The sequence below is a fragment of the Bremerella alba genome (assembly GCF_013618625.1).
GTDB classification, from domain to species: Bacteria; Planctomycetota; Planctomycetia; order Pirellulales; family Pirellulaceae; genus Bremerella; species Bremerella alba.
The window spans coordinates 255,199-271,421 of record NZ_JABRWO010000008.1 but is presented as its reverse complement, the minus strand read 5'-3'; the positions used below and the strand labels follow the sequence as shown (position 1 = coordinate 271,421).

The following is a 16,223-nucleotide window of genomic DNA, read 5'->3' as shown; positions in this document are numbered from 1 at the left end:
GGTTCATTTTACAAGCCGACACCCACACGCAAACTACCACCTACCAACGAATCTGGTTGTCCAAGCCGCTCATGCGGGGGGGAATCCCTGCCACGAAGAGTCGAACCGCCCCTCAATTCACCACCGCTATGCCCGAGAAAGGAAGCGGGAACCAAACGACAAATGCTAATCTAGGCAAGGCCGATTGGCTGGTTTGCGACAAATTGACGCATTACGAAGAATTGCAGGAATGTGTATATTAGGCGCGTTGTCCCCAATTTTGGCCGGATTGCCAGTGTCTGGGGGCTCTAAGCGTGCCGATAACCGTATTTCGCAGGCCAAGCTGCCTGCCGCCTACTTACCCAAATAACTTAGCTCCATGGCTTCCACTGAAAACAAGCTGAGCCCGGTTGAGGGCATCAAAGACGAAAGCAACTACCTCCGCGGCACCGTCGCTGAAGAAATGTCCGATGGAACGGACCATTTCAGCAAGGAAAGCATCCAGCTGATCAAACATTTCGGTATGTATCAGCAGGACGACCGCGACGCTCGATCCGCGAATCGAGCCAAGGGTGGCGGCAAAGACTACATCATGATGGTCCGGACCCGCTTGCCGGCAGGTCTGCTGAACAGCCAGCAAATGCTGGAAGAGCTGGACCTGTGCGATGAAATCGGCAACGGCACGCTCCGTATCACCAGCCGCCAAGGCACGCAGTTCCACGGCATTCAGAAAGATGACGTGCGTCAGCTGATGCAGCGCATGAAGGGGGTCGGCCTGACCTCGCTGGGCGCTTGCGGCGACGTCAACCGAAACGTCATGTGCTGCCCGGCTCCGTTTAAAAACAACGAGCTGCACGACCACATTCAAAAGTTGTCGTTCCAGATCGCCGATCACTTCGCCCCACGCACCGGTGCCTACCGCGAGATCTTCCTGCAAGATCCCGAGACAGGCGAGAAGACCCGCGTCGACGAAAACGGCCAGGAAGTTGTGGAACCGATCTACGGCAAGCACTACCTGCCGCGTAAGTTTAAGATCGGCATCTGCCTGCCGGAAGACAACTGCATCGACGTCTATACCCAAGACCTGGGCATCATTGCCGTTCACGAAGAGGGCAAGATCGTCGGTTACAACATCCTGGTCGGTGGCGGCATGGGACGTACGCCCAGTGCCGACAAGACCTACCCGGCTTTGGGTTTGAAACTCGCTTATGTTTCCCCGGAAGACTTGATTGGGGCTTGCGAAGCGATCGTCAAAGTTCAGCGTGACTTTGGCAACCGCGAAGACCGCAAGGTGGCCCGTCTCAAGTACACCGTCCGTAACATGGGCTTGCCCGAGTTCAAGAAGAAGGTCGACGAGTACTTCGGCCGCGAGCTGCCAGGGCCGCACGAAGCGGACGTCACCGACTTCGACGACCACAAAGGCTGGTCGCAACAGGGAGACGGCAAGTGGTTTTACGGCCTCAACGTCGAGAACGGCCGCATCGCCGACACCGACGATTGCCAGCTGAAGACGGCCATTCGCGAAGTCTGCCTGAGCCTCAACCCAGGCATCCACTTCACCGGCCATCAGGACATCATCTTCAGCGAAATCGCCGAAGCCGATAAGTCGAAGCTGGAAGAGATCTTAAAGAAATACAACGTCGTGCTGACCGAAGAAATCAGCAACACGCTACGTTGGTCGATGGCCTGTGTGGCTTGGCCGACGTGTGGTCTTTCGATCACCGAGAGCGAACGGGCTTTGCCTGGCATGGTCGATGACCTGGAAAAGGAAGTCGCCAAGCTTGGTCTGCAGGACGAGAAGTTCACCCTGCGAATGACCGGTTGCCCCAACGGCTGTGCTCGCCCCTATAACAGCGACATCGGCCTGGTCGGACGTGCCAAGGAAAAGTACACCATGTTCCTCGGCGGCCGTTTGCTGGGCAACCGCTTGAGCTACATCTACAAAGACATGGTTCTCGCCAATGAAGTCGTTCCGGAACTGGTAAAGGTCTTCACCGTGTTCAAAGAACAACGCACCGAAGGCGAAAGCCTGGGCGACTTCTGCGATCGCTTGGGGCAAGAGAAGCTGCTGGAAGCGACCGGCGGTTAGACCGCTTTCCAATCGCAAACCAAAAGAAAGGGTACGAAACATCGTGCCCTTTTTCCTTTTCTTGTCCCCTCGCCCCGGAGAGGGGAGAGGGGAGAGGGGAGAGGGGACCTACGCTTTAAGAGCTCGCCACCGTCTCGACCGCGCCTAGATGTTCTTTCTCGATCGCAAAGTTGCGGAAGCGGATCGTGTGTTCATCATCAAACCACTTCTGGATGACCGGCAACTGTCCGTCATCCATGCCGGGTGAAACGGTGAATAGCTTGCCGAAGACTTCGCCGCCAATTTCGCCGTCTTCGACAATCACACGGCCAGCTTGCACCACATAGCGTGGTCGCTGAAACATCTCGGTTCGGTTGGTACTTGGCGTATAGATGGTTACATCGGCGTCGGCTCCCTGGCCGAGGTGTCCCTTGTGCTTCAACCCCAACAGCCTGGCTGGGGCGGCCCGGGTGATGATCGCGATGTCGTTGAGCGAGTACTCGCGATCGAGCTCGGCCAGCGTCGTGCGTTCGCCTAGAAGCTTGTGCATCTTGCCAATCGCTTCACGGCGGAAGGCCGCATCCATCAACAGATGAATCACTTCCGGGTAGCGGTACACGGCCCCACCGTTGGGATGATCGCTACTCATCGCGATGCGCCAGGGATCGTCGACCAACAAGTACCACTCGAGCGCAGCCGCCCACTGCACAGCGTGCACGAGCGCCTTCTTAGGTTGGAACTCCATCGGGATCACGCCGCAGCTGGCTTCCAGTTCGCTATCGGCGGCGTACCAGCGATTGCCGGTCAGCTTCGACAGAAAGTAACCAAACGGTGCGTCGCCGGTGATGCCGAGCGTTTTGCCGGGGTTCACATGGCCCACATCGATCGAAATATTCGGGTTGGCGTTCACATATTCGGCCAGACGGGGCGCGTCGGAGCGGAAGCTGGCCGGGTCGTTCTCGTCGCCGGCGTAGCTATGAAACTGTGTATGGGCAAAGTGACCGCGGTGTCCGTCGAGGGCCTGCATCGTGCGCAGTGTGGTCTCGCTATTGCCTGGCACGCCCAGGTTATTGCAGTGTATATGCACGGCATGCGGCAGCTTCAAACGATCGACCGCCGCGGCCAAATTCCGCACGATCGCGCGCGGCGAAACGCCAAAGCCCGGCACTGGCTCGTCCAATTGCTGCACCGTCTTGCGGCTGACCTGCTTCCAGTTTTCGACGCCACCGGGGTTCACGACCTTCACCGCGTAGCCGTGTGTCGAAGCAAGAGCCCAAGCCAAATACGCATCCAGGCAATCGTTCCGTTCTTCGCGAATCCGGTCCATCACGAACTGGTTATTGCCGAAGAGAAGATAAAACCCTTTGTCCAGCAGCGGCGTGTCGAGCAGATCTTCGTGCGCATGTCGGGCATGCAAACCGGGGATCGCCGCGTCCATGGCCGTCGTGTAACCGAGCCCGGCAAACATGTAACCGGTGCCGACGCAACTGGGAAGCAAGCCACCACTGGCACTGCGGCGGCCTTCGCTGCGGGCGATGCCTGCATCGCGGCGGTACTCAGGCGTCATCTGCCGACCGATGTTCACCTTCGGGCCGGCAATGTGGCAATGCATGTCGACCCCGCCCGGCATGACGACGTAACCGCGACAATCGATCCGCCGATCGATCTGTGGGTGGTCTTCTGCCGGAGGACTGACAATCTTGCCGTCCTTGAGCCACAGCGTACGCACCTCGCCGTCGACACCGTTGGCCGGATCGTGAACGGTTCCGTTTTCGAGGACGAGGTATCCCATGAGCGAATCCTTGCGAGTACTGTCACCGCGCGAGACCGTCTAGCCCTTGGCGGCCGGGAATGGCTTGCGAATACCAGGCATCCACTTACACAATCCAATCCCCAAACCATAAAGCAGCGTCAGCGGCAATGCCAGCAGCAACATACTGATCGGGTCGGAAGGGGTAACGATCATCGACAAAACGAAGATCACCATCACGGCGATTCGCCAGTTGCCGGTATAAGCCTGAATGCTGAAGAGCCCAACGCGGTTGAGCAGCAACATCACCAGCGGCAACTGGAAACTGATTCCAAAGCCCAGTGGCAGCATGATCACAAAGCCCAGCCATTCACTAATTCGCGGACGAGGGTCGATACCGGTCATCAGGTTAAACTGGAACAAGAAGTCGAGGACAGGCTCGAAGGCCAGAAAATAAGCGATCGCTGCACCGCCGAAGAAGAGTCCCAAGCTGAACGGCATGAAGATCCACACGTACTTCCGTTCATGCGGATACAAGCCGGCCCCCACAAATTCCCACAAGTGCCAGAAAATACCTGGGCTGGCAATGATAAAGCCAAACACGATGCCCGCTTTGAGCCACACCATAAATGCTTCTTCAGCACGCAAGGATTCGGTCGATGGCTTGATCTGCTGCCAGGTTCGCATGCGCACCGGGTCTTCGGTGGGAAGTACCTTGGCATCTCGCAGCGCGATTAGAATGTCTTCGTCCGAGAGCGACTCGTCGGTCGGCAGTTGATCAGGATCGACTTCCAGCTTAGGTTCGTCGGCAAATTCCGGAGCGATATCTTCCGGGGCAACATCTTCCGGAGCGTCCTGCTCAGGGGCACTATCTTCGTCGGTTGGCGGAGGACTCTTTGCTTCCGATAACCGCTCTAGTTCGGCCGGCTCGATCCAAATATCGACGGCTACCCAATCATTTTCTCTCAGGTGATCGGCAACGGCAGTTTTTTGCTCATCGTTGAGCTTGATGCCGAGATTCTCTTGCAGCTGTGCGATCGACTTGCTTTGGTAATAGCGGACCAAGGCACTTTGAATCGGCTGCTCCAGAAAATTCACCACGTAGGTGCCGAAGTACAGACCAATTGCCACCCCGAAGGCCAGCCAGATGACGGCGCGGAACAAGCACTTACGCAGTTCCTCTAAGTGATCGCCGAAGGACATCGAGGAGCCTTCGAAGAAGTCATCGTTGATCTTGCTGTTCATTCCGAGAACCTCAGTGCAGAAATCGCATCGCTATGGGAATTGCAGGGAGACAGAAAGTCGCAGTAAGCTTATGCCTGAGCGGATCTGGGTGAGCCACGGAAGCCTGAACTCAGGCCGTCCGCTTCACGCCAATCGAAGCGATCAGGTTGTCTTACCATGTCGGTGGATCCTGCCCGGCACCCCGAAAGAGCACTTCGCGCGACAGCAATGGGGCTGAGAAAAAGGCCGGTCCTGCCACCTGACATAGTTTTATCCTATCAACGACTTCGTTTCGTTACAATGTCCCGCAGATAGGCCGCAAAATCTTTTCCCCTCTCCCTTCCCAAGGGAGAGGGCCAGGGTAAGGGTTGGGAAGCGGGTACCTGCTTCGCCCCTCACCCTAACCCTCTCCCCCAAGGGGCAAGGGGACCAGATTTAGTGGCACAGTTTTCCAATTCGTAAAACCGGTATAACCGTTAGACTTGCAGCTAAGAGGATGCGCCGTGTCGTTGAATTATCCGCTGATTTTTAATCCGACCTTTCGAGACTATATCTGGGGTGGCAGGCGTTTGGGGACGGTGCTTAACAAGCCGATTCCCGCCGAGGGGATCTTCGCTGAAAGCTGGGAAGTGGTCGATCATGGCGACGATCAAAGCGTTGTAGCCAATGGCCCGGAAGCCGGTAAAACGCTGGGTCAGTTAGTTCAACAATTTCCGCAAGACCTGTTCGGCGTGAAGACTCCTTCCGAGACCTTTCCGCTGCTGTTCAAGTTTCTCGATGCCAATCGCGATCTCTCGATTCAAGTTCACCCCGACGACGCCCAAGGGGCCACCCTCGATCCGCCAGATCTGGGTAAGACCGAAGCCTGGTACATTCTCGATGCTCAGCCGGGGGCCAAGGTCTATGTTGGCCTGAAAGATGGCGTTTCCCAGCAAGACCTGGCCCAAGCCGTCGCCGACGACAAAGTCATCGACATGATGCATGTCCTAGAGCCCCACACAGGCGATTGCTTGTTCATTCCGGCAAAAACCGTGCATGCGTTGGGCAAGGGATTGCTGGTCGCAGAGATCCAGCAGGCCAGCAATACGACGTTCCGCTTGTACGATTGGGGCCGCGTAGGGGCTGACGGCAAGCCGAGGGCACTTCATGTCGAGCGATCCCTCGAAACGATCGACTACGAAAAAGGCCCGGTCCAGCCGCAAGAGCCGCAGCCAACATCGGACCCGCGGATTGAACGACTCGTCACGTGCGACAAGTTCATCCTCGATCGCTGGGAGTTCGACGATCGGAAGTCGATTGGCGACGAGAAACGATTTCATATCGTGGCCGTTCTCGAGGGGAAAGTCCGCTCGTCGCACGCCCAACTCGATCAGGCACTGGGCAAAGGTTCGACCTTCGTCGTTCCGGCTGCGTGCGGTCCGTTGTCCTTGCGAGCCCTGGAGCCGACCGTCCTGCTGGATATGTACATGCCGTAAAAGCACGGGGCGGCTGGCATTTCGGGGCCTGGCCCGGTTCTCCATTGCGGTAATGCAGAGAAACAGGTATTGTCCGCAAAATTGAACTCGGGTTTCCCTCGGAGACTTTCCCCATGTTGCCTCGCCTTACGATTATCGGCCTGTTTTTGCTGACGTCGTCGGGCTGCGCTAGCCTGGCGAGGCCTAACTGGTTCAACCCTGGAACCGTCCAACAACAACGCCTAAGAGCTGTGCACAGCGATCCTTACCCAGATACCGACGCCGGACCCGAAATGCTGGGTGTGCGTCCTCGCGAATACAGCTCGTCGCTCCCCGAGGCGGTCAAAAATCAGCCGTATAGCTTTCTCGATCCCAACGGAAACCCCGCGTTTTAGCCGGTTTACGCTCGCTACCCATGGGCTAAGCAGGACTCCAGGCGTATCATAGAGCCATTCGCCGAAGTCCTTTTTTCTCGTAGTCTGTTGGCCCCATGCCTGGTTCATCGTCATCGTTGGTTCGTCTCCATAAAGTCCTCGCTGAAGCCGGGATCGGCTCGCGCCGCAGGTGCGAAGAGATCATCCAGGAAGGCCGCGTTGAAGTTGACGGAAGTTTCGTCACCGAGCTAGGCACCTCCGTCGATCCAGCCAAGCAAGAGATTCTGGTCGATGGCCAGCGAATCCGCGTCCGCCGCAAGCAGTATTTCATCCTGAACAAACCAGTCGGCGTGGTCAGTACCAACTTCGATCAGGCAGGCCGCACCCGCGTGATCGACTTGGTGCCGCAAGACGAGCGACTATTCACCATCGGGCGCCTCGATCGGCAGAGCGAAGGCCTGATCATCATCACCAACGATGGTGAACTGGCGAACCACCTGGCCCACCCACGGTACGGCGTCGCCAAGACCTACCATGTGGAAGTCGCCGGTGCTCTCGCGGTCGAAGAGATCAAGATGATCCAGAGCGGCGTCTACATTGCCGATGGCTTCGTCAAAGCCGAAAGTTGCCGCCTGAAAAGAAAGCTGGGCAAAAGTTCGATCCTCGAGATAGTCCTCCGCGAAGGCAAAAACCGCGAGATTCGCCGCTTACTTGCCAAGGTCGGGCATAAAGTGCTTCGCCTGAAACGGATTTCGATTGGCCCCCTCAAGCTGGGCGATGTTCCGGCCGGATCGTTTCGAGAGCTCAAGCCATCGGAAGTCAAAGCCCTGCGTGAAAGCTCGGACGCCAGTGCCGCCAAAGGTGCACCGAAGCGAAAGCTCATGCCTCGCCGTGCCACCAGTACCAGCCCGGACAGCCGTCGCACCAAAAAGACGACCTCCAAAGGTGCAGCGTATCGGGGTGGCAAAAAGAAGAAATCCAAGAGAAAGTCCGACCAGCAGCCTGCACCTATCGAATCGCGCCGAGGCGAGGGGCGAGCCGTGAAACAAAAGCAGGCTTCCAAGAAGAAGCAAATGCGCCGCAAATAGTGCCCGACCAAGGATTGCCAGGCCCATGTCTCAGTTCCAATTCCAGGCAACTTCCATCGTAGAGAACGTTGCCCTTGCTGCCCGAGTCTATCGAGTACGCTTCGAGGCCCCCGAGATCGCCGCGAAGATTCGACCGGGTCAGTTTGTCATGGTCCGCATTGCCGACTGTTTCGATCCACTGCTAGGGCGTGCCTTCGCACTATACGATGTCGTCGCCGGCGAAGATGGCAAACCGAAGTACGTCGATGTTGTCTACCAGGTCCACGGCAAGCTCACCTCGCGGCTCCAAAAGCTCGAGCCAGGACAGAAGCTCGAAGTCTGGGGCCCCTTAGGCAACGGCTTTACGATTCCCGAGACCGACCACCTCATTCTGGTTGCCGGTGGCATCGGGCAGACACCGTTTCTAGCGGTCGCCAAGCAGGTTCTCGGCCAGCAGTCGTATGGAACCGAGACCTTCAACGTCAGCAAGCCCAAGAAGGTTACGCTGTGCTACGGAGCCCGATCGGTCTCGGACCTGGCCGGACTCGACGACTTCAAAGCGACGGGAATGGAATTGAAGATCTGCACCGAAGACGGCAGTGCAGGGCACCACGGGCTCGTGACGGTACTACTCGAGCAAGCACTTGCGGAAGAAGCAGGTCCGGCCCACGTGTTGTGCTGTGGCCCCGAGAAGATGATGGAAGCGGTCAGCGCGTTAACAACCGGGCGAAAGATACCGTGCCAGGTTTCGCTAGAAACGCCGATGGCGTGCGGTATCGGAATCTGCTTTACCTGCGTGGCCCCGGTATGCCAGGAAGATGGCAGCTGGGATTACAAACGCACGTGCGTCGAAGGACCAATCTTCGAAGCATCGGATATCGCCTGGGAGCATGCCTGAAATTAGGCATGCCGTTAAGAACCACAGCGTCCGAGAAAACCAATCAGCGGCGAACTAGGCGGTAGCCTTGTCCTTGGCGGACTTGATGTGCTGATTCAGACGCGACTTCAAACGCGACGTGGTCTTTTGGTGGAACACGTGCTTGGCGCCAGCTTTGTCCAGCTTTTTGACCGCGACGCGGAACAGTTCGTCTGCCTTTTCGAATTCCTTAGCGGAAACGGCTTCTCGAACCTTGCGGATCGTGGAACGAATCGAAGACTTGACCGCACGATTGTGCGTACGGCGAACAGCATTCTGGCGAAGACGTTTTTGGGCGCTCTTGGTATTGGGCATGATTGAACCAGGTATTCGGAAACGAACAGTCCTTTGTCAGACTCTTAATAGAAGCTAATCATCATCCCCCATTTACTTGAGTTTGTCTAGCCGTCGCTTCACATCTTTATAGGCTGGATCCATTTTCTCGAGCCTTTTGAGCAAAGTCATGGCCGAAGACCACTCTTTGAGCCCCTGAGCGAGCACGCCGGCCCGATACAGAAGCAGCTTTAATCGTTCGGAACTCAAGTTGTCAGAATAGTTTAGGGCTTCTTCGTACATCTCCATGGCCGTCACGAATTTTTTGCGAGCCTGAAGACACTCTCCTTTGCCCAAGTAGCAAATTGCTAAAAGTTTTTCATCCGCGAGTGCGATTTCGTCAAAGAGTTTTTCGGCTTGTTCGTAATTGCCCAGGCGTTTGAGCCGTAAACTGAGTTCGTATTTGATCAACAAGTCTTCCGGATGGCGCTCGTTGCGTTTGGTATAGATTTCCAATTCCAACCGATTCAGGTCGTTCTTAGCCGTTTCAACCAGCTCTAGAAGCTGCGTGCTGGATTGAGACGAGGCCTGGTTTTCCGCCATTTTGTAGCGATGTCGGGCCTTGAGGATCAGCAGATCTTCGCGTTTTTCGGTGAGTACCATCGAGTCGCCAAAGTGGGCCTGGGCCTCTTTCCAGACCGCCTCGGCCTCGAAGAACTTTTCTTCCTGGACCCACATATCGATCAACTTCAGATAGTTCTCTTGCTGATCCGGATCGGCTTCGATCTTGGCTTTTAGCTTTTGCTTCTCGTTCAGTTCGATCTTTGTGGCAGGTCGTTCCTGTACTTCGGACTTCTTTTCACCCTCTTCTTGGGACGCTTGTCGGCGGCGGACTTTGGCTGCGTCGGCCGGATCAATCCGGTTGGTGACGGTGGCTAGGCCTCGGGCTCGGCGTTGGCGGTCGATCGTCAGCTGCGAAATCATCTGATTCGCTTCCTTGTCGCCGCGATTCTTCTCTTCGACGAAGTGCCAGAGGGCGATTGCCTGATCGAACTGGCCAACCCGTCCCAAATAACGAGCACAGTGACGCATGACCTCCATGTCGCCTGGCGAGCCGTCCATTGCGTTTTTCATGTAACGCAGGCCCACCTCGTTGTAGCGCATCGCTTCGCACGCATCGACCATTGCCCGCAGGGTAACGCTGTCGTAGGGATTGCTTTTGAGCAGATCGACCCCTTCCTTAATGACATCCTGCCATTTTTTGGCCGAAAGCGCTTTCTTCAGGCCACCCTTGCCGCCGAAACCAGAAAACAGCGAGCCTTTTTTCTTTCCCTTGAACTTCAAGTCGAGGTTTTCGAACATCTTCTCGACGTACGCCAGGTTCGCGGGGTCCTTCTTGCAGCAATCTGCGAGCAGACTATGCGCATAATCATAGTCGTATTTCGGTTTGCTCATCATTTGCGAGGCGTGATCAAACAGCCGCTGCAGCTGTTTCCGCAGCGCAGGCGAAACTTCGTAATCGGCATCTTCGGAAACTGAGAAACTTCCACCGTCAGACATAAGCTGGGCCAGATCAATCAGAAATGCATGAAGAATTTTTGGTGCTTGCCAAGCACAATAATCCGTTACTCCTATTGTATCAACCGCTTCCGCCAGAGGGTGGATTCGTTTTAAATTCAGGGAAGCGTAATTTTTCATGCCCAAACCTCTCTTTTGAGGGACCGCTGTGACACCCAATGTTCAAGATTCGTCCGCCGCTGAACCAGGAATTGTCTATCTGGTGGGTAGCGGGCCCGGCGATGCGGGGCTTATCACACAGCGAGGCATTCACTGTCTGCAGCAGGCCGATGTGGTTCTGTACGACTATCTTTCTAATCCAGAATTGCTGCAGTACGCCGTGGCGGCCGAGCAGATGCACTGCTTGGGCAGCCACGCCCAGCGAAAACTTTGGTCGCAAGACCGAATCAACGACGAGATGGTTTCCCAAGCCAAGCAGGGCAAGACGGTCGTGCGGCTCAAAAGTGGCGATCCAACCGTCTTCGCCAGGGCGACCGAAGAGATCGAAGCGTTGCGGACGGCGGGCGTTCCCTTCCAGATTGTGCCTGGAATCACTACGGCATTGGCGGCCAGTGCCTATGCCGGCATTCCGCTAACGCACTCCGACCATGCCTCGGCGGTCGCGTTTGTCACCGGTCATGAAAAGCCCGGCAAAGAGGATTCCGCGATTAACTATCAAGGGCTGGCCTGCTTTCCCGGCACGTTGGTTTTCTATATGGGCGTCACCACGGCCCCACAGTGGTCGGCCCAGTTGATTGCACATGGCAAGTCGCCGGATACCCCTTGTGCGATCATCCGCCGCTGTAGTTGGCCAGATCAAGAAACATTTCGCTGCACGTTGGGCGAGATCCCCAATTTGCTGCACTCGGGATCGAGAATCCGCCCGCCGGTGATCACCGTAGTGGGAGAGGTCGCCCAAGATCGCAGCATCCCCAATTGGTTTGAACAACGCCCACTGTTCGGGCAATCGCTGCTGATAACGCGTCCGGAACATCAAGCCGAACAACTGCGATCGCCGTTGGCCGAACTGGGAGGAGAAGTCCTCGTGCAGCCAGCGATCGAGATTCATGCTGCGGACGATCCCGGCCCGTTGGACGAAGCAATTACCAATTTGAAGTCGTTCGATTGGATTGCATTTTCCAGCCGCAACGGCGTCGTGTTCTTCATGCAGCGGCTTCGACAATTAGGTTTCGATTTCCGCATTCTAGGGCACCTCAAGATCGGCGTGATCGGCCCGGGTACTGCGGAACAGTTAGCCGAATACGGCTTCCAGGCCGATGTTATCCCCGCCGAGTATCGGGCCGAATCGCTGGTCGAGGCGATGGCCAATCAGGTTGCCGGAAAGCGTGTCTTGCTGCCGCGCGCCTCGCGCGGTCGCGACGTCCTTCCGGTGGGACTTGCCCAGCATGGTGCCAACGTGACGGAAGTGGTCGCCTACGAAAGCAACGATGTCACGCAGGTTATGCCTGAGGTGCAGCGGCGCAGCGAGACCACCGGGTTCGACTGGCTGATCGTCACCAGCAGCGCGATCGCCAGGGCGACGGCTCAACTGGTTCCTGAGGTGATGAAGAGCAGCAATATCGTCAGCATCAGCCCAATCACAACCGACACGATCCGCGAGCTAGGCTACGACGTGACCGTAGAAGCCACCGTTTATACGATGGATGGTATCGTCGAAGCGATTCTTGCATACGCGGAAGAGAACTCGGCGTAGCGCTGATATTCCTTCCGCCCCGCCAAATTGAAGGCCGACCGAATGTAGCCAGGTGGCGTCAGCCCCTGGGATCGGATCTACAAAAAGCGAAAGCCCTGCAAGGGCGACCGAAATAACGATCGTTAAGATTCGGTCGCCCTTGCAGGGCTCAAATAAAAATCGCAAGCTACCACCAGGGGCTCGCGCCACCTGGCTACATTCAGCAAATCTGATCGCCGGAAAATGCGAGTCAAAGAGAACTCGCTTTAACGCTGATAGATCGGCAGGTAGCCCAAGTCGAGCTGCATCATGATCAGGTTACAGGCCGTGACGTAAATGGGGCCGATGCTTGTCTCGTCCCAATAACCTTCGCCGTTCTGCTCGCTATTGATGCGATCGTACAGACGATTACGGAATGCTTCCCAAAACGATTTGTCGTCGGTTCCTTCGCGATAAACGACCTGCGAGTAATACAGGTACGAGTAATGCCAGTGGCTGAAACTCTGGGCTTGGGTTTGGATCTGGTAGAGGTTCTTTTTGCAATAGTCGAGCATCTTCTGAACGACATCCGACTTCGTTTCGCCTGCGTTTTGCAGGCAGCAGATCGAAGCGGCCGTAATCGCCGGGCGTGACGTGCCACGATTCTTCGAGCTATACGAAATGCCTCCATCGGGATTCTGGCAGTCGTAGATATACTTCTTGGCATTCTCGACGGCTTCCGACGGAACCGGGATGCCTGCATTTCGGCAGCCGCGTAGCCCCTGGACCTGGGTGATGGTGGTCGAGCCTTCGTCGAAATCGTTGCCGTCCTTCGCGCTGACATAGCCCCAGCCGCCCGATTTGGTCTGGGCGAAGACACTAAACTTCACGGCATTGGTCAAGATCTTGATCAGTTCTTCACGACGCAGCGAGTCTTCTTCCTCTCCCAAGACCTGCGATAAGAACAGCATCGAGAAACCGTGACCGTACGTATAGCGATTGTCGGTCAGTGGATCGCCGATCAAGCCGTTAGGACGCGCCTTGGAAACGAGAAACTCGACAGCACGGCGTAAGTTTTCAGAGTAAGGTCCCTGCATCGTGGTCGAGCCAGACGCACACAGGGCCGTGCCGGCCAACGCGGTCATGGCGGTGGGATAGTTGGCAGCCGTCCAGTGCCCCAGTCTCGATTGAGTACGTTGAACCCAACCCAGGCCTTTCTCGACACAGGCCTGCCAGGTACGTCTCTGCGAATCGGACGGAGGCGCTGCCAACAGAGGTGGAGCAACAGCAGCGGCGGATAGACCACCTAGCATTCCCAACATTCGTCGACGATTCAAATTCAGCACTCGCTATCTCCCTTGATTTGCTTTGGCTTTCCTCTATTTTTCCAGCCAAGGCGAACCGCGTAAAGCAAACTTTCTCGTTACCAGTGGGAGAGACGCGGGAAGACGCACGATTTTTCGGACGAAATCCCGCAATATGGGCTAGGAGCGTCGAACTATTTTTGTTCAACGAAGGTGGTGTACGACAGAAATCCGAGGATCCCCGCACAAATCACAAAGGCAATATCCATCGTCATGCTGACGCCACCAAACGGAACGCCAGCTAACAGGTCGAGCGCGAATACCAGAAGTAGGAGAACGGAGACCCCCATTCCCACAATCGTCAGCGCTTTCGGCATTAGCAACTCCTGGAGCAAATCAGCGATACGCTACGGGTATGAAAAGACAAATTTTGACCAGTTTATCTAGCCCATCCAGTATACCTCAAGCTTAGGCAATGTCACCTAGAGTGCACAATCTGCCTGATCAAGGGCCACCCGAAGAGCGTTATCCGCTGCTTCGATGGTGTTAGCGGGATGGAAAAGTCTTTAAATTGGTACGGAACCGGCCCGGTGAAAACCGTCCTAATTTACGACGTAACTATATTTCCAACAAGTCTTTCAGTCGATCTTAAAAGAAGCTTTTCATGACGTTTTCTGATGATTCTCGCTGGCAAAGCTTTCGCGAGGCGATGCCAGTCGCCCAAAAATGGGCTTATTTCGATCATGCGGCCGTCGCCCCGTTGCCGGAAGCAACTTCTCAGGCAATTAAAAATTGGTGCGACCAAGCAGCCCATGAGGGGGATGTGGTCTGGTTGGATTGGGAACGAGCGATCGAAAACACCCGGGAATCTGGTGCCAAGCTGATCGGAGCCCAGAAAAAAGAGATCGCCCTGGTCAGTAACACGACCCACGGCATCAACCTCGTCGCGGAAGGGCTTGCCTGGAAGCCTGGCGACAATTTGGTGGTGCTGGGGAATGAATTTCCTTCGAATCTTTACCCCTGGCTGCATCAGCAAACCAAGGGAGTTGAGGTCCGCGTGATCCCGGTCGACGGCGTTCAGCCAGATCTCAATAAGATTGCCGAGGCCTGCGACCAACGGACGCGACTCTTGTCTATCAGCTGGGTCAGCTACAAAACCGGCTGGCGGATCGACCCGAAAGCACTCGCCAAAATCGCTCACGATGCCGGGGCGTTGTTCTTTCTTGACGCGATCCAAGCAATGGGCGTCTTTCCGCTGGACGTTCGCGATGCCGATATCGATTTTCTAGCCGCCGATGGACACAAGTGGATGCTGGGGCCTGAAGGGGCAGGGCTCTTCTATGTGAAGCAGGAACTGCTCAGCGAACTGCATCCCATTGGGATTGGTTGGAACAGCGTGGCCGGGCGAAAGAATTTCGATAACATCGACCTCACCTTCCGCGACAGTGCGGCTCGGTATGAAGGGGGATCGCAAAACATGCCGGGGCTCATTGGTCTGGGAGCCAGTCTCGATCTTCTTTTGCAGTATGGTGCCGGTCCGAAAACGTCGGCGATTGGTGACCGCGTATTGGAAGTGACCGATTTTGCCTGTCAGCAATTGGAAAGTGTCGGCGCCAAGATCTTGGCCAGTCGCCAAGGGGACGAGCGTTCCGGTATCGTCTCGTTTCAAGTTCCCGGCAAGTCCCCGCAAGACCTCCGCGCGGCGGGGCAGAAAATCGGGGCAAACTTTAGCGTTCGCGGTGACTTTGCCAGGATCAGTCCTCATGCCTACAACAATCGGTCCGATATCGAGCGATTGCTAGAAACCCTGGCCGCTGTGGATTAAGCTTTCAGCTGACTAACTTTCATCGTGCCCAGAAAACCGAACGGTTCGCTGGGCACGATACGACCTGCCTGACCCAGGATAGCCTGATGGTTGACTTCACCGATCGAGAGGAAGAACTTGTGGAAGTTCTTCCTGGCCAAACGGCGCGACCGAAGAAGATCACGATTGTCGTCGTGATCGCGATCATTCTGGCTATCCTGTATTTGATGGGATTTCTGGGCACCATTCCAGCCCTCATTATGCACACGGTCTCGCCAGGCGGATTTAACTTCGCCCCGCCGTCGGACGACCCACAGTTTCAAATGCAAGCCGAGATGCAGGCGAAAATGGCCGCGGTCACTCAGACCTATTTTATTCCCATGATCCTGATGGCATTGGGCATGCTCGCGGTCGGCAGCATGATGCTCTACTCCAGCATTCAAGTTCTCCGTCGCGGTCAGCTCTCGGATTATCGCTTGCTCAACAATACGATCGTGATTGCGATTATGCTCGTCATAGCCAACGCCATTTCGACCGTCCTCATTCAAATGGCCAATTGGCAAGCCATGGAGAGTGCGCTCTCGGCGGAAACTGCAGGAGGCCCTCAGGCTGCGATGCTTAAGAACATTATGATGTTCTCCATGGTTATCGGCATCGTTCTGGCTGTCGGATTCGAGCTCGCTAAATTGGTTTACTTCATCCTTGCTCGTTGGATACTCGGACATTACATCACCACGCTCGACGAGTCGTAATACCTCTCCACGCTTAATAGAAAACCTTC

General features: G+C 56.0%; 14 protein-coding genes. 8 read left to right on the top strand and 6 right to left on the bottom strand.

The features are described 5' to 3' along the window. The first annotated feature begins 358 nt into the window (after positions 1 to 358). Complete coding sequence (locus HOV93_RS15360) at positions 359 to 2,068, top strand: NADPH-dependent assimilatory sulfite reductase hemoprotein subunit (protein ID WP_207397393.1); 1,710 nt, start codon at positions 359 to 361, stop codon at positions 2,066 to 2,068. A gap of 115 nt (positions 2,069 to 2,183) precedes the next feature. Here HOV93_RS15360 and HOV93_RS15355 read toward each other — a convergent pair whose 3' ends face one another. Together HOV93_RS15355 and tatC are read right to left on the bottom strand one after the other, a co-directional pair. Continuing rightward, a complete protein-coding gene (locus tag HOV93_RS15355) occupies positions 2,184 to 3,839 on the bottom strand; it encodes a formylmethanofuran dehydrogenase subunit A (RefSeq protein WP_207397392.1) in 1,656 nt (551 codons plus the stop codon). Between the two features lie 39 nt (positions 3,840 to 3,878). Then, the gene (tatC, locus tag HOV93_RS15350; RefSeq protein ID WP_207397391.1) at positions 3,879 to 5,042 is read right to left on the bottom strand and encodes a twin-arginine translocase subunit TatC; all 1,164 of its coding nucleotides are present in this window, start codon (positions 5,040 to 5,042) and stop codon (positions 3,879 to 3,881) included. A 482-nt stretch (positions 5,043 to 5,524) separates the two neighbouring features. On the opposite strand from tatC, the gene HOV93_RS15345 reads away from it, so the two are divergent. The 4 genes from HOV93_RS15345 (at position 5,525) to HOV93_RS15330 (ending at position 8,814) form a co-directional block, all read left to right on the top strand. Continuing rightward, complete coding sequence (locus HOV93_RS15345) at positions 5,525 to 6,496, top strand: type I phosphomannose isomerase catalytic subunit (RefSeq protein WP_207397390.1); 972 nt, start codon at positions 5,525 to 5,527, stop codon at positions 6,494 to 6,496. Positions 6,497 to 6,609: 113 nt separating this feature from the next. Beyond that, positions 6,610 to 6,870 (top strand): hypothetical protein, encoded by a 261-nt coding sequence (locus HOV93_RS15340; protein ID WP_207397389.1) that lies wholly within the window; start codon positions 6,610 to 6,612, stop codon positions 6,868 to 6,870. A 95-nt stretch (positions 6,871 to 6,965) separates the two neighbouring features. Next, positions 6,966 to 7,937: a pseudouridine synthase gene (locus tag HOV93_RS15335; protein WP_207397388.1), complete on the top strand. Its 972-nt coding sequence runs from the start codon at positions 6,966 to 6,968 to the stop codon at positions 7,935 to 7,937. 25 nt (positions 7,938 to 7,962) lie between these two features. Then, positions 7,963 to 8,814 carry a dihydroorotate dehydrogenase electron transfer subunit gene (locus tag HOV93_RS15330; RefSeq protein WP_207397387.1) on the top strand — a complete coding sequence of 284 codons (852 nt, stop codon included), beginning with the start codon at positions 7,963 to 7,965 and terminating at the stop codon, positions 8,812 to 8,814. Positions 8,815 to 8,868: 54 nt separating this feature from the next. Here HOV93_RS15330 and rpsT read toward each other — a convergent pair whose 3' ends face one another. Beyond that, positions 8,869 to 9,147, bottom strand: a complete 279-nt coding sequence (gene rpsT, locus HOV93_RS15325) for a 30S ribosomal protein S20 (RefSeq protein WP_207397386.1) — start codon at positions 9,145 to 9,147, stop codon at positions 8,869 to 8,871. Between the two features lie 72 nt (positions 9,148 to 9,219). Continuing rightward, a complete protein-coding gene (locus HOV93_RS15320) occupies positions 9,220 to 10,803 on the bottom strand; it encodes a tetratricopeptide repeat protein (protein ID WP_207397385.1) in 1,584 nt (527 codons plus the stop codon). 28 nt (positions 10,804 to 10,831) lie between these two features. Between HOV93_RS15320 and cobA the strand changes: the two genes are divergently transcribed. Then, on the top strand, positions 10,832 to 12,376 hold the full coding sequence (gene cobA / locus HOV93_RS15315; protein WP_207397384.1) for a uroporphyrinogen-III C-methyltransferase: 1,545 nt from the start codon (positions 10,832 to 10,834) through the stop codon (positions 12,374 to 12,376). A gap of 245 nt (positions 12,377 to 12,621) precedes the next feature. Here cobA and HOV93_RS15310 read toward each other — a convergent pair whose 3' ends face one another. After that, complete coding sequence (locus HOV93_RS15310) at positions 12,622 to 13,656, bottom strand: prenyltransferase/squalene oxidase repeat-containing protein (RefSeq protein WP_390814344.1); 1,035 nt, start codon at positions 13,654 to 13,656, stop codon at positions 12,622 to 12,624. Positions 13,657 to 13,832: 176 nt separating this feature from the next. Beyond that, on the bottom strand, positions 13,833 to 14,015 hold the full coding sequence (locus HOV93_RS15305) for a hypothetical protein (protein ID WP_207397383.1): 183 nt from the start codon (positions 14,013 to 14,015) through the stop codon (positions 13,833 to 13,835). A gap of 287 nt (positions 14,016 to 14,302) precedes the next feature. Between HOV93_RS15305 and HOV93_RS15300 the strand changes: the two genes are divergently transcribed. Both HOV93_RS15300 and HOV93_RS15295 read left to right on the top strand, forming a co-directional pair. Next, positions 14,303 to 15,463, top strand: coding sequence for an aminotransferase class V-fold PLP-dependent enzyme (locus HOV93_RS15300; RefSeq protein WP_207397382.1), 1,161 nt, complete (start codon positions 14,303 to 14,305; stop codon positions 15,461 to 15,463). Positions 15,464 to 15,549: 86 nt separating this feature from the next. After that, a complete protein-coding gene (locus HOV93_RS15295) occupies positions 15,550 to 16,194 on the top strand; it encodes a hypothetical protein (RefSeq protein WP_207397381.1) in 645 nt (214 codons plus the stop codon). Positions 16,195 to 16,223: the final 29 nt, after the last annotated feature.